The organism is Clavibacter quasicaliforniensis (assembly GCF_051201715.1).
GTDB lineage: Bacteria > Actinomycetota > Actinomycetes > Actinomycetales > Microbacteriaceae > Clavibacter > Clavibacter seminis.
Map to the genome: position 1 here is coordinate 1,409,796 of NZ_CP139624.1, position 13,560 is coordinate 1,423,355.

Genomic DNA, 13,560 nt, shown 5'->3' on the forward strand with positions numbered 1-13,560 from the left:
TGCACGTGCAGCTTCTAGTGCAAGAGGCGCCGGCGCGCGCGAGGACGGTCACGCACGTGTCCCCGACGTGTCCCCAGGGACTCCCATGGGGACACCGGTGGTCCTCGTGACTGGGCTGCTCTGATGCAGGAGCGCCCGCCCGGGTCCTACGTGCACGGGCAGGACGGCCTCGTCGTCGTCCTGCCCGGACGCATCGCCGCGCTCCTCGATGAGCGCGCCGGCCTGAACCGCTTTCGCATCGCCGTGCGAGGGAGCGACCAGGAGCTCGACGCTGTCCTGCTCGCCCTCCACGTCGCAGCCCTCGGGTGGCGTACGTCCGCGACCGGAACCCCTGATGAGGTGCGTGCGGAACCTGCCGCAGCATGGCTCTCAACGACGGAGGCAGCCGCCCGAGTCGGAGTCACCAGCAGGGCCATCCGCCGCGCGATCGCCGAGAAGCGCATCACCGCGACACGGGTCGGCCGCAGCTGGAGAATCGCACGCATCGACATCGAACACTTCCGGGCCGCCCGCGCCCGCTGACAGGAGCCACCATGGTCACCGAGACTCGCCTCACCAGCGACATCACGAAGCCGCACCCCACCGCGCCCGGCGATGGGCCGGCCGACACGACGGACCCGACCGAGCACGCATCGACGCGGAAGCCCCAGCCCGGCGCCGCCGCACTGGCCGCCGGCACGGTCAACGCCGCCGTCCCCGTCCCGGCGCCGAACCCGGTCCCGGTCCGCGACACGTCGAAGGACCGCTTCGAGGAGTACGACACCGTGGCGCCCGACGGCAGCACCGTCCGCATGCGTCACAACCTCGACAGCGGCCGTACCGAGGTCATCACGGGAGCCGGCGCATGACCGTCATCGCCGGGTTCGAGCTCCCCGCCGACCTCAACACGCCCACCTCGATTCAGCAGCAGGCGTCCGAGCTGCAGAACAGGTTCGAGCGCGACACCCTGCCGCCCATCCGCGCGGACCACACCCTCTCCGCCGAGGGCAAGAAGATCCTCATCGCCAACGCGTGGATCCCCGTCCTCGAGGGCGTAGCCCGCCTGCAGGAGCAGGAGCGCACCGAGTTCGACCGCGCCATCACCCGCACCGAGGCCGCCCTGTTCGGCACCATCGCCGGCAGCACCGACGTCATCTCCACCCGCGACGCGTACGACCGGGTCGAGCAGATCCCGAACACGGCCGACGGTGAGCGTGAGGCGACCAACCTCCTCAAGCGCGCGACCACCACCAACGACGCCGGCCTCGTCCGCGCCATCATCGCCACCGCTGTCAGCCGCGGATGGACCGTCTTCCTCAACGACTACCGAGACGCCAACACCGGCAACACCGGGGCAGTCGAGGACTACCTGCAGCTGCGCACCTACGACCCCGACGCCTCGATGCTCGCCTACTACGTGTTCAAGACCAAGGCGCCCACCGAGATCGCGAACATGACCATCGCTGGCATGCGCGAGCTCGTCGCCAGTGGACCGACCCGCAACCCCGCCGACGTGTACACCGACGTCATCCGCGGACCCGAGATCACGGACAGCATGCGCGACCAGGTCGCTGGGTGGAACGGACGGAGCGGCCGATGATGGACCGCGAAGTCGCCCAGTTCCTCAGCCTCGAGCAGCGAGACCTCGTCGAACAGGACGGTGCGCCATTCGCCGCCATCCAGGACGTCGTGAACTCCTCCCTCAGGAGCGCGTCCATCCATCGCGCTCAGGTCAAGAAGCTCCGAGACGAAGCTGAGGCGCTCGAAGCCCTCGCCGGAGCTCTCGAGTCCCGCGCCGCCGGACTCACGCCACTCCTACCCAGCTGACCCCTGGGGGAGGACCCCCTCGAGCTTGCAACAGGGGGACCGCCGGGGATGGCTCTCGGAGAAATGCGGGGTTCAAGATTTTCGGCCCCCTGGTGACTGAACCCCCTACTTGCCTCTCATTCACTGGCATCCGGGCCTGTTGGGCTTGGGTCTGCTGGGACATTCCTGAGAACTGTTAACACCGCCGCGAAAGGCACCGCATGACCCACGCACCCCCCGGGATCTACCCCTGGCAGATCACCCGCATGATCCAGGACGAGCTCGAGGAGGACCACTTCCGCACTGAGCCGGACCGCGGCTACGACGTCGTCGTCATCGCCGGGCAGTCCAACGCGCAGGGCGCGGCGCTCGCCGACGGATCCGGCGTGCAGCACCGCCGCATCAAGCAGTACCCGGCCAGCGTGCCCCTCGAGAGCGGTGAGCCTGGCATCCGGCCGGGGATGGATCCGCTCTACCACCGCTGGGTGCAGACCGCTGACGGGGGCTACCGGAAGTCCACCGTCGGGCCGGGCATGCCCTTCGCGCGCCGCTACGAGCAGACCATGCCGGCCGGCCGCCGGCTCCTGCTCGTCCCTGCTGCGTACTCCGGGACCGGCTTCACGAAGACGAACCACGGCGGCGAGCAGTCGACGCACTGGCGCCCGGGCGACACCACCGGTGTGAACCTCTACGACTCCGCCATCCGGCAGACCCTCGCCGCCCTCGAGGCTGCCGGCCCGGGCGCGCGCCTGGTCGGGATCCTCTGGGTGCAGGGCGAGACCGATGAGGCCATGGCCGCGGCGACCTACCAGGGGTACCTGCTCAACCTCATCGACGGGATGCGGATCCGCCTCGGTGCTCCCGAGCTCCCGTTCGTCATCGGAGGGATGGTCCCCGAAGGTCTCGTCGGGAACACGGGCCGGGCAGCGATCGACGGCGTGCACCGCGCCATCCCCTCGCTGCGACCGTTCACGTCCTTCACGGCGGGGCCGGCGGGGAAGTTCATCGACTCCGGCCTGCACTACAACCTCGCCGGGCAGCAGATCCTCGGCGAGGCGCTCGTCGACGGCCTGGCCGCGGCGCGCGCGAACGTCGCGAACCCGCCGGCGCAGGTCACCGGCCTCACCGCCGGCGCGCCTGGCTCCGTGTCCGTGCCCCTCTCGTGGACGGCCGCGGCACGAGCGGCCAGCTACCTCATCGAGTCCAAGCGGGCAGTCGACACCGCCTGGTCCGTCGTCACGTCCGTGCCCGGCACGAGCGCCACAGTGTCGGGTCTGTCCTCGCAGGTCGCCTACGACTTCCGTGTCACGGCCGGCAACGGCGGCGGCGCTGCGGCACCTTCTTCCACGGTGCGCGCCACGACCCTCGCGGCGGGCTCCTTGCTCGGGGACCTCGGCACGCAGGCCTCCCGCGCGTACGGCGTGCGCCGGCTGCACGCGGCCTACACGGGCCCCGCGCTCCGCGTCGTGCGCTCCACCGACGGTGCCGAGACGGATGTCGCCTTCACGAGCGGCGGCGACCTCGACACGGCCGCGCTGATGACGTGGGCGGGCACGGCGACGGTGAGCGTGAAGACGTTCTACGACCTCACCGGCAACGGCCTGCACCTGACCCAGTCGACGGCGAAGAACATGGCCCGCCTCGCCCTGAATGGCACCCTTGACGCGGTCGGCGGCAAGCCGGCGCCGGTGGGCAACGCGGACACGTTCTACTCGGGCACCTTCACCGGCCCGTCGCTGTACGCGCGCGGCTCGTCGACGGTCTGCGCGGTCACCTACGGCGCCGCCACTGCGAACGGCCGGCTGGTGTCGGAGACGAGTTCGTCGTCGATCAGCCCGCAGTACGTGCCCGTCATGGCGAACGCCACCACGGCGGCCCTGCTGTCGCAGCGGATCACCGACGACACCGGGACGAGCGTCGCGGCGGACTCGGCGTCCGTGGCGGCGTTCGCGGCGTCGACCCTCGTGCAGATCACGTCGATCGACACCGGCTCGAGCTTCGTGAAGCGCGTGAACGGCTCCGACGCCGGCACGGTCGGCTACACGCGCGCCGGCACCCTGACGCTCGACACGTTCACCTGGGGCGGCCTGTTCCGGAACGGGGCGTTCGGGGCGCCGATCGCGACACGTCCGATCGAGCTCGTCGTCTTCCCGACCGCGCTCTCCACCGCGGACCGGAACACCGTCGAGGCGTCGCAGAAGACCTACTTCGGGACCCCGTAGCCCCGACCCTCATCTCCCGGCGCCGCATCCACGTGGCGGCGCCGGGGGCCACCACCACCTCACGAGCAGGAGCGCCACATGGCGGACAGGTCCGTATTCGTCACCATCGGCGCGAAGGTCGACGGCTTCATCACCGGGCTCAAGAAGGCCCAGGAGCAGACGACCCAGTTCTCGAACAAGCTGGCCGTCCACGTCCAGAAGAACGAGCAGGCCTTCACCACCGCCGGCACCGGGCTCCTCGCCCTCGGCGGCATCGGCGTCCTCGCGGCCGGCGCGGCGATCGCGAAGTACGCCGAGTTCGACAAGGCCATGTCCGAGGTGCAGGCCGCCACCCACTCCGCCGCCGACGAGCAGAACGTCCTCCGGCAGGCAGCCCTCAAGGCCGGCGCGAGCACGAAGTACTCCGCCACCGAGGCAGCCGGCGCCATCGAGGAGCTCGCCAAGGCCGGCATCTCCACCGCCGACATCCTCAGCGGTGGACTCGCCGGCGCCCTTGACCTCGCCGCGGCCGGCGGCCTCGGCGTCGCCGACGCCGCAGGCATCGCCTCGACCGCACTCACCCAGTTCAAGCTCGCCGGCTCCGACATCCCCCACGTCGCCGACCTCCTCTCCGCCGGCGCCGGCAAGGCCATGGGCTCCGTACAGGACCTCTCCGGGGCCCTCAACCAGGCCGGCCTCGTCTCCTCCCAGACCGGCCTCACCATCGAGGAGACCACCGGTGGTCTCGCAGCGTTCGCGTCCGCGGGCCTCCTCGGCTCCGACGCCGGCACCAGCTTCAAGTCCATGCTGCAGCGGCTCACCCCGCAGTCCGCAGAGGCCCAGGCAGCCATGGACAAGCTCGGCATCTCGGCCTACGACAGCCAGGGCAACTTCATCGGCCTGTCTGAGTTCGCCGGCAACCTCCAGACGTCCCTCAAGGACCTCACCGTCGAGCAGCGCAACAGCGCCCTCGCCACCATCTTCGGTTCCGACGCCGTCCGCGCCGCGTCCGTCCTGTACTCCGAAGGCGCCGAGGGCATCGCCGACTGGGAGGGGAAGGTCAACGACAGCGGGTACGCCGCCGAGACCGCCCGCATCCGCATGGACAACCTCGCCGGCGACGTTGAGAAGCTCGGCGGATCCTTCGAGACCAACCTCATCAAGAGCGGCTCCGGCGCCAACGACGCCATCCGCGGCCTCGTCCAGACCGCCACCGGACTCCTCGACCTGGTCGGTAGCCTGCCGGCGCCCGTGCTCTCTACTGGTACGGCCATCCTCGGCATCGGTGGGTCGATCGCCCTGGCGGGTGGCGCGGCGCTGGTCGCGGCCCCGAAGGTGCTCGCGTTCAAGGACGCCATCGCCCTGACCGGCATCAAGGGGAAGACCGCAGCTCTCGGTGTGGGTGCCTTCGGTGGCGCCGTGGGCCTCGCTGTGCTGGTCATCGGTGGCATCGTCGGTGCGGCTGCGGACGCCGCGGCGCAGGTCTCCGAGCTCGCAGACACCTTCGAGGAAGGAACGGGTGCAGCCACAGGCCTGACCCGAGCGACGATCGCCAAGCGCCTCGCCGACCAGGGCATGTTCGAGGTCGCCAAGAGGGCCGGCATCAGCCAGAAAGAGCTCACCGATGCCATCGTCGACGGGGGCAAGACCCTTGACGACGTCACGGCCAAGATCAAGGCCTACGGCGAGACCGGGCAGGGGTCCTACACCAACCAGGACGCCGACGCGAAGAACCTGACGAACACCATCAAGAAGCAATCCGGGCAGCTCGACGACGCCAAGGAGAAGAACGAGAACCTCGCGGCGGCGACGGATCAGAACACGGAGTCGACGCAGACCGCTGCCGAGGCGTACCTCGCGGCGGCTGATGAGGCTGCAGGGCTGGTCGACCAGGTCAAGCAGCTCATCGACGCCACGAACGAGGCGAACGGGGTCGGGCAGGACGCGGTCTCCGCGAACGCCTCCTACCAGCAGTCTCTCGATGAGGTCCGCGAGACGATCGAGAAGGCCAAGGCCGGCGCGGACGGCTACTCCCGGTCTCTCGACGAGGGCACCGCGGCAGGATCCGCGAACGCCGACATGCTGTCCGGCCTCGCCGGCGACTCGCAGAAGGCTGCGGCCGCGCAGTACGAGCTCGACCTCAAGACCATGTCCGCGAAGGACGCCACGGACAAGTACCGCGGCGCGCTCGAGGGCGGACGGAAGACGCTCTACGACAACGCGTTCGCCCTCACCGGCAACGCGAACGCCGCGCAGGCCTTCACCGACAAGGTCTACGGGATCCCGTCTTCCAAGTCCTTCGACCTCCTCGCGGACACGTCGTCGGCGGCGAACAAGGTCGACACGTTCATCCGCTCCTACAACGGGCGGACGATCACGCTCGCCATCCGGGCATCTGGTGCGGCCACGGGCCCGGCGTACGCGCAGCGCCAGGAGGCTGACGGAGGGGTGCTCGACTTCTACGCTGCCGGCGGGATCCGCGAGAACCACGTCGCGCAGATCGCGAAGGCAGGCACCTGGCGGGTGTGGGCTGAGGACGAGACCGGGGGAGAGGCCTACATCCCCCTCGCCCCGTCGAAGCGCGCACGGTCGCTGGAGATCTTCAAGGAGGTCGGGCGCCGGATGGGCGTTGAGGACTTCGCCGGGGGCGGCATCTACGCCGCGCCTCCCGTGTACCAAGCAGCCCCGCAGGTCTGCGCGCCGGCCTCGGCTGCTGCAGCTGCCCCGCCGCAGTTCAACGTCATCGTCCAGAGCAAGGGAGGCGTCGACCTCACGAAGTACATCGACGTGCACCTCGAGAAGCGAGACCAGGCCGCTGCGCTCGCCACGCGCATGGGGATCCGAATCTGATGGGCGAGCCGCCTCTGACGACGTTCACCACCGGCCTCGGCGAAGACGGCGAGGAGCTCGTCATCCTGCCTCCGGACCACTTCGACAGGATCTGGGCGCTCGCGTCGCGCATCATCATGCCGGGGCCCCTAGGAGCGGCTGTCGCAGCCCTACGCGCGGTGCAGCAGGACACGGCGCTCACGCCCGCGTACGGGGCGCAGGTGGCCGTAGAGGGCCTCGAGCTGGCGACGCTGCACATCATCCGCAACGAGTCGCCGGCGGTAGTCACAGCCTTCGCGGCGAAGCTGTCTGAGCTCATCTGGACCGTCCGGCCGTAGACGGACCGAAGCCCCCGACGTCCCTCCTGAGAGGCGTCGGGGGCTTCTGCTGGTCCTGGGCGCCTACTCCTCGGCGTCCTCGTCTTCGTCGTCCTGGGGGCCGTACAGCTCCTCGTCGGCGGCAATGGCCCAGTCGTCCCATTCGGTGTCGCGCATGTGCTTCTCCATTCCTCGTGGAGGGGGTTGTCGTCCGCCCTCTCTAAGTACCATCGGCCGAACTCGTCAAGAGTTCGGAAGTGGAGGGCGCCACCGAGGGGCTGGCTGCTCAGCCGCGGCGGCGTGTCCAAGATCGCGTGCAGGTCGTCAACGGCCGTCCCGGCTACTGTCAAAGCATGAACACGGGGGCAGCGACGCTAGATCGCGCGTTCACCGTGCCCATCTACTCCCAGGCGGAGGCGGCCCGCATCATCCGGACGCCGCGAGCGACGCTGCACCGGTGGGGCCGAGGCTACGAGAGCCCGACAGCGACCGGCGTGCGCACGATGCCTGCCCTCATCACGCTCACGACGTCGCAGGGTCCACAGCAGGGCGCCACGGTCCCCTTCGTCGGTCTCGCTGAGGCGTTCGTCCTAGCTTCCTTCCGGGCGACTGGCCTCTCCATGCAGCGCATCCGCCCGGCCCTCGACGCGATCCGCGACACCATCGGCCTCGACCACGCTCTTGCCAGTCAGCGACTCATGACGGACGGCGCCGAGATCCTGTGGAAGGCGCAGGGCGAGGGCGAGACTGACGACCGCCTCATCGTCGTCCGCAACCGGCAGGCGGTCTTCCACGAGGTCGTCGCGGACCACCTCCAGGCCATCACCTTCGAGGGTGGGTTCGCGAGCTCCCTGACCCTGCCGGAGTATCGGGGCGTCGATGTGACCGTGGACCCGTTCGTCAACTGGGGGCGTCCGACCCTCAGCCCCTTCGGGGTCGCTGTCGACGACATCGTTGACCGGCACACGGCGGGCGAGAGCGTCGAGTCCCTCGCGTACGACTTCGGCATGGATCCCGGAACAGTGCGGTCGGTTCTGCCTCCGCGCGCAGCCTAGGGCGCATGGCAGCCCCGCTCACGTTCTTCCTCGATCGAGGGCTGGGCTCGAGGATCATCGCGGACGGCCTCCGCGAAGCGGGTTGGGTTCTGGAGACCATGGACGAGCGGTACGGCCGTCAGCGATCGCAGAAGCTCCGCGACGAGCACTGGATCCGAGAAGCGAGCGACGCCGGCGACGTCATTCTCTGCAAGGACTCCCGCATCGCGTGGAACCGACTGGAGGCAGAGGCTGTCCTCTACAACGGCGCCCGCCTCTTCGCTCTGTCGAGCAGTAACGCGACCGGCCCGCAGATGCTGCAGATGCTCCTCGATAGCGAGAGACGCATCTTCGCGCAGGCATCCTCGAGTCGCCGCGGGTACGTCTGCGCAGTCACAGGCAAGGGGCTGCGCGAGGTCCCGCTCTCCCTGTAGCTCGGGTTCCGGCGCCCCTAGGAGCCCGGCGGGGGCTCTCCAGGGTCCTGGGGCTCCCATGAGTCTCCGTTGCGCCACACGCGTCGTGGTGCCGGCAGATTCCCTCGCTGTTCGAGCCACCACATGAACGCGTTCTCGGGGCTGCTGAACGGCCCGTGGGAGCCGTCGCCGAGCCGCGGGGTGAGGATCCACCCGTCCCACTCGAGGACGAGTGTCGCGAGGTGCCGGCGCGACGGCCACAGCGTTGACCGGTCCTCGATGCTCGCGCCGCCCGGGGACGTCCGGTAGAGGGCGGGTTCCGCGGGGTCGCCGGCGGGCGTCTGGGCGGGGGCGTCACGGCGGACCTTGTTCGTCATCCCAGGAGGCTACGAACGGGCGCCGACACCGCCGCTACCGTTCGACCATGACCTGGCTCCTCATCGCCCTCAACGCACTCGCCTTCGTCCTGCCCGCCATCGGCTTCACGTGGCTGCTCGTGCGCTCGCAGAAGGCCCTCACCGCAGTGCGGCGGCTCGCCAAGGAACGCGGCTACGACGGGGCATCGTGGCAGGACGTCGACGACTTCGACCCGGCCGACGGGATTCGAGAACGCGCACGGCAGGTGCGGTGGGACATCCTCTTCGTGCTCGTCGGTCTGGCGTGCGGATCCACCGCGAATCTGATCCCCCTCTTCGCGGCCCTGTAGCCCCGCCGGTGCTGCAGATGTGCACCAACATGGTGCGCCCCGTTTCGGGCACTCTGGCGGGATGTCCGACCTCGAGACCATCATCCAGAAGCTCGTCCGCCAGGAGCTGCAGGAGCAGATGCCCGGCATCATCGCGCGGGCCCTCGACGAGGACCGCCTGGCTCACGCGAACGCAGAGCCAACAGGCACAGACACCATGCCGGAGCGCATGAGCGTCAAGGAGGCCGCCGAGGCCGCCAGGAGGCACGATGCGACGATCCGCATCGCCCTAGAGGGCGGAGAGCTCCACGGCACGCAGCGCGTCGCTCGCGGGAAGTGGATCATCGAGCGTCAGTGCCTGCTTGCGTGGATGGCGGGGGATCCGTGCATCCACAAGCAGAACGTCTCACCTCTCCGCCCGCGGCGCCCAAGGAGCTGAAACGCACGATCGTTGCGTGGGTGGGGCGTACAGCGCATAGAATCTGCGCATGCCTGACGAGCCGCAGCTGTTGTCCATGGGTCGCGCCGCCGGCCGAGTCCACCGATCCGAGCGCACCATCTAGAGGTGGATCAACGAGGACGGCATGCGCTTCATCTGGAAGGGCGGCCGCAAGATGATCCGCCTCGAGGACCTCCTGCTCCACTACCGAGCGAACCTCAAGGCGAACCCGTCCCGGCAGAAGCTGCACCCGCTCGAGCCGAACCCGATGCGAGGCGCCGTCGGCGGTCGCTGAGGCCTGAGCGGGGCTACCGTCGACGAGTGAACGCACACACCCTCGGACCGTGGCTGGAGATCCTCAAGGACTTCCTGATCCCCGTGGCCGCGATCCTCGTCCCCACTCTGATCGCCATCTGGCTCGCTAAGCGGGAGCGGCTCGCCGCTGACGAGGCCCGCAAAGAGGACAGGCGTCTTGACGCCGAGGCGCGGGCGGAGGATCGGCGTCTGGCTCGCGAAGCGCAGGAGGCTGAGGCGTTCGAGCGGGGTCGGCAAGAGGGTGGAGCTGTGGCCATGGAGGCCATGGATCTGCTCCTACAGGTCGCGCGAGAGACCGACAGCGCGAAGGCCGCGGCTGGCCTAGTTCCTCTCGCCGGTCTCCTCTTCGATGTGACCCTCAAGCTGCAGGTGCGCCACCCCGACGTGAGCAAGTGGATCATCGAGGAGCTCCGGCTCGTGTCCGAATCCATCGCGAAGCGCGACAGTTCAGGTCGTGCCCGACTCCTCACTGAGGCTCACGCCCGTTTCGCGCAGTTCAGCATCAGGTTGACGAGCTGGCGGATGGGCGAGACGGACGACGCCTGGTTCAAGGATCGGTCGTCGCCTCCCGTCGAGAAAGCCGAGGCCACCGACTCCACTGAGTGAGGCGAGTCGGCGGAGGATTCGTCAGCCGTTCGTCAGCACACCTCGCTGCGACCACATCCAGTCATCAACGGCTGACCCCCACATCCCCGGAATCTCGGCATAGTCGACACCTGCCGTCGACAGCCAACACCCCGGCGGGAGTTCTGGATCAACGCGCCCACCCGCGTCTTCGTGGCGCGGGCCGGCGTCCCCGAGCTGACGCCGCTCGTCCTCACCGACGCGGAGGTGCGCGACCTCGTCGAGCGGATGCTGCAGTCCTCCGGGCGGCGGGTGGACCTGTCGACGCCGTTCGTGGACGCGTCGCTGCCGGACGGATCCCGGCTCCACGTGGTGATCCCCGACGTCACGCGCCGCCACTGGGCCGTCAACATCCGCAAGTTCTCGCGGCGGATCCGCGAGCTCGACCACCTCGTCGCCCTCGGCAGCCTGCCGCTTCAGGCGGCCGAGTTCCTGCGCATGAGCGTGCGCGCGGGCCTCTCCATCGTCGTCAGCGGCGCGACGCACACGGGCAAGACGACGATGATCGACGCCCTCCTGTCCTCGGCCCGCGCGTCCGATCGCATCGTCACGGTCGAGGAGACCTTCGAGCTGGATCCGGCGGGACGCGACGTCGTGGCCATGCAGTGCCGGCAGCCGAGCCTCGAGGGCTCGGGGGAGATCACGCTGCGGCGCCTCATCAAGGAGGCGCTGCGGATGCGGCCCGACCGTCTCGTGGTCGGCGAGGTGCGCGAGGCGGAGTGCCTGGACCTCCTCATCGCGCTCAACTCGGGCGTGCCGGGCATGTGCTCGATCCACGCGAACAGCGCGCGCGAGGCGCTCGTCAAGCTCTGCACCCTGCCGCTGCTGGCCGGCCGCAACATCGACTCCGCCTTCGTCGTGCCGACCGTCGCCAGCTCGGTCGACCTCGTCGTGCACCTCGAGGTGCTGCCGTCCGGTGCCCGGCGGGTGGTCGAGATCCTCGCCCCCGGCGGCCGTCATTCGGGCATGGTCATCGAGGCGAGCTCGGTGTTCGCCCTGGAGGACGGGATCCTGACCGCCACCGGAGGCCAGCCCGCGCACCTGGCCAAGTTCCGCGCAGCCGGGCTGGATCCGCTCCGGGTCCTGGTGGGCGCTCCGTGAGCGTCGCCCTCGGGCTCGCGCTCGGCGCCGGCCTCGTCCTCCTCATCTCGCCGCGCCTGTGGCCCGCCTCGCCCGACGTGTCGGTGGGCGCCCGCGGGCTGACCGCGTCCGTGCACGACCGCCTCACCCATGCGGGACTGGCCCGGGTCTCGGTGAGCTCCTTCCTCGCCGTCTCCGGGCTGGTCGGCCTGGCCGCGGGCGTGCTGGTGGAGGCGCTCCTCCGCGTGGACGGCGCCGCCCTCGCCGCGGCGGCCACCGGCCTGCTGCTCCCGTGGGCCGTCGTCGGCGCGCGGTCCGCAGCACGTCGTCGAGCCCATCGCGAGGTGTGGCCCGACGTCGTCGACCACCTCGTGAGCGCGGTCCGAGCGGGCATGGGGCTGCCGGATGCGGTGGCGTCGCTCGCCGTCGCGGGTCCCGCGGTCCTCCGGCCCGCCTTCCGGGACTTCGCGTCCGTGCACCGCACGACGGGGAGCTTCGCCGTGGCGCTCGACGAGCTCAAGGAGCAGCTGGCGGATCCGACGGCCGATCGCATCCTCGAGACGCTGCGGATGGCGCGCGAGGTGGGCGGCACGCAGCTGCCCGACGTGCTCCGCGGGCTGGCCCGTTTCCTCCGGGAGGAGGCCGCCATCCGGAGCGAGGCCGAGGCCCGTCAGTCGTGGGTCGTCAACGCGGCCAAGCTCGGAGTCGCGGCCCCGTGGATCATCCTCGCCCTGCTGTCGACCCGGCACGAGGCGGTCGCCGCGTACGACACCGCCGCGGGCACCGTCGTGATCGTCGTCGGGCTCGTCGTGTCCGCCATCGCGTACCGGCTGATGCTCGCCCTCGGGCGGCTGCCGGAGGACCGGAGGTGGTTCGCGTGACGGGGGTCGAGTCCTGGGGCGCCGTCCTCGGCCTCGTCGCGGGCGTGGGGCTCTGGACGATGATGGGGGCGGTTCCCCGCTTCCGTCGCGCGCGCCTGCTCGATCGAGTGGCCCCGCACGTCCTCGACGTCTCGGAGGGCGCGCGTCGGCACCTCGCCCTCACCACCGTCCACCCGCTCCCCGTGCTCGGCACGCTCGGCGCCCCGGCCGTGATCCCGTTGCGACGCGGCCTCGCGCGCGTGCTCGGCGGCACGGAGCGCATCGAGCGGATGCTCGGACAGTCGGGCTCGGGCGAGGACGTCGAGCGGCACCGGTCGCGCCAGCTCGTCGGCCTCGTCCTCGGGGCCGCCGCCGGCATCGTGATCGCCGCCCTGGTGGGCGGCGCCGCCGTCGTGGCGGGAGGGCTGCCGCAGGCGCAGCTGGTCGCCGTGCCGTTCGTCGCGGCCGTCGCCGGCCTGGTCGCCTGCGACACCGCGCTCGAGCGTCGCGCGAAGCGCCGGATCGCGCGCATCCAGGCGGAGCTGCCCACCGTGCTGGAGTTCCTGGCGCTCAGCCTCGCCGCGGGGGAGGGCCTGCTCGACGCGCTCCGCCGCGTGGCCCGCGTCGACTCAGGGGAGCTCGCGGCGGAGCTGGGGCGCGTCGTCGCCGACGTCGGCACGGGGATCCCCGTCACCCGCGCCTTCGACGACCTCGCCCGACGCCTCGCGATGCCCGCCGTGTCGCGTCTCGTCGACCAGCTCGCCGGATCCCTCGAGCGCGGCACACCGCTCGCGGAGGTGCTGCGCGCACAGGCCCAGGACGCGCGCGAGGTCGCCAAGCGCGAGCTCCTCGAGAGCGCCGGCCGCAAGGAGGTGGGGATGCTCGTGCCGCTGGTGTTCCTGATCCTCCCGCTCACCATCGTCTTCGCCCTGTTCCCCGGCGTCTTCGTCCTGCAGCTCGGGCTGTAGGGCGACCACG

Annotated in this window: 15 protein-coding genes and 1 pseudogene; all 16 read left to right on the forward strand. The window is 70.4% G+C overall.

The genetic code is table 11. From position 1 onward, the window contains the following. Positions 1–123: 123 nt before the first annotated feature. The 16 genes and pseudogenes from NL142_RS06815 (at position 124) to NL142_RS06890 (ending at position 13,550) form a co-directional block, all read left to right on the forward strand. A complete protein-coding gene (locus NL142_RS06815; RefSeq protein ID WP_435081443.1) occupies positions 124–522 on the forward strand; it encodes a helix-turn-helix domain-containing protein in 399 nt (132 codons plus the stop codon). An 11-nt stretch (positions 523–533) separates the two neighbouring features. Next, the gene (locus NL142_RS06820) at positions 534–848 is read left to right on the forward strand and encodes a hypothetical protein (RefSeq protein WP_435081444.1); all 315 of its coding nucleotides are present in this window, start codon (positions 534–536) and stop codon (positions 846–848) included. Next, the gene (locus NL142_RS06825) at positions 845–1,579 is read left to right on the forward strand and encodes a hypothetical protein (RefSeq protein ID WP_435081445.1); all 735 of its coding nucleotides are present in this window, start codon (positions 845–847) and stop codon (positions 1,577–1,579) included. Before NL142_RS06820 ends, NL142_RS06825 begins: the two co-directional genes overlap by 4 nt. Continuing rightward, positions 1,576–1,806 (forward strand): hypothetical protein, encoded by a 231-nt coding sequence (locus NL142_RS06830; RefSeq protein WP_435081446.1) that lies wholly within the window; start codon positions 1,576–1,578, stop codon positions 1,804–1,806. The genes NL142_RS06825 and NL142_RS06830 overlap by 4 nt, the downstream gene beginning before the upstream one ends. Positions 1,807–2,006: 200 nt before the next feature. Further along, positions 2,007–4,007, forward strand: coding sequence for a sialate O-acetylesterase (locus tag NL142_RS06835; protein WP_435081447.1), 2,001 nt, complete (start codon positions 2,007–2,009; stop codon positions 4,005–4,007). Positions 4,008–4,085: 78 nt separating this feature from the next. Next, the gene (locus NL142_RS06840) at positions 4,086–6,836 is read left to right on the forward strand and encodes a phage tail tape measure protein (RefSeq protein WP_435081448.1); all 2,751 of its coding nucleotides are present in this window, start codon (positions 4,086–4,088) and stop codon (positions 6,834–6,836) included. Continuing rightward, entirely contained in the window at positions 6,836–7,153 is a 318-nt protein-coding gene (locus NL142_RS06845; RefSeq protein WP_435081449.1) for a hypothetical protein, read from the forward strand. The genes NL142_RS06840 and NL142_RS06845 overlap by 1 nt, the downstream gene beginning before the upstream one ends. A gap of 332 nt (positions 7,154–7,485) precedes the next feature. Further along, the gene (locus NL142_RS06850) at positions 7,486–8,187 is read left to right on the forward strand and encodes a hypothetical protein (protein WP_435081450.1); all 702 of its coding nucleotides are present in this window, start codon (positions 7,486–7,488) and stop codon (positions 8,185–8,187) included. A 5-nt stretch (positions 8,188–8,192) separates the two neighbouring features. Beyond that, on the forward strand, positions 8,193–8,600 hold the full coding sequence (locus NL142_RS06855) for a PIN-like domain-containing protein (protein ID WP_435081451.1): 408 nt from the start codon (positions 8,193–8,195) through the stop codon (positions 8,598–8,600). 403 nt (positions 8,601–9,003) lie between these two features. After that, the gene (locus tag NL142_RS06860; RefSeq protein WP_435081452.1) at positions 9,004–9,285 is read left to right on the forward strand and encodes a hypothetical protein; all 282 of its coding nucleotides are present in this window, start codon (positions 9,004–9,006) and stop codon (positions 9,283–9,285) included. 61 nt (positions 9,286–9,346) lie between these two features. Continuing rightward, positions 9,347–9,703, forward strand: a complete 357-nt coding sequence (locus NL142_RS06865) for a hypothetical protein (RefSeq protein WP_435081453.1) — start codon at positions 9,347–9,349, stop codon at positions 9,701–9,703. 145 nt (positions 9,704–9,848) lie between these two features. Next, positions 9,849–9,998: a hypothetical protein gene (locus tag NL142_RS06870; RefSeq protein ID WP_435081454.1), complete on the forward strand. Its 150-nt coding sequence runs from the start codon at positions 9,849–9,851 to the stop codon at positions 9,996–9,998. Positions 9,999–10,024: 26 nt separating this feature from the next. Then, positions 10,025–10,624 (forward strand): hypothetical protein, encoded by a 600-nt coding sequence (locus NL142_RS06875; RefSeq protein ID WP_435081455.1) that lies wholly within the window; start codon positions 10,025–10,027, stop codon positions 10,622–10,624. 138 nt (positions 10,625–10,762) lie between these two features. Next, a pseudogene (locus NL142_RS06880) lies at positions 10,763–11,743 on the forward strand (CpaF family protein); the annotation flags it as partial. Then, positions 11,740–12,603, forward strand: a complete 864-nt coding sequence (locus tag NL142_RS06885; protein WP_194682811.1) for a type II secretion system F family protein — start codon at positions 11,740–11,742, stop codon at positions 12,601–12,603. The pseudogene NL142_RS06880 and the gene NL142_RS06885, both read left to right, overlap by 4 nt. After that, positions 12,600–13,550 (forward strand): type II secretion system F family protein, encoded by a 951-nt coding sequence (locus tag NL142_RS06890; protein ID WP_435081456.1) that lies wholly within the window; start codon positions 12,600–12,602, stop codon positions 13,548–13,550. The genes NL142_RS06885 and NL142_RS06890 overlap by 4 nt, the downstream gene beginning before the upstream one ends. Positions 13,551–13,560: the final 10 nt, after the last annotated feature.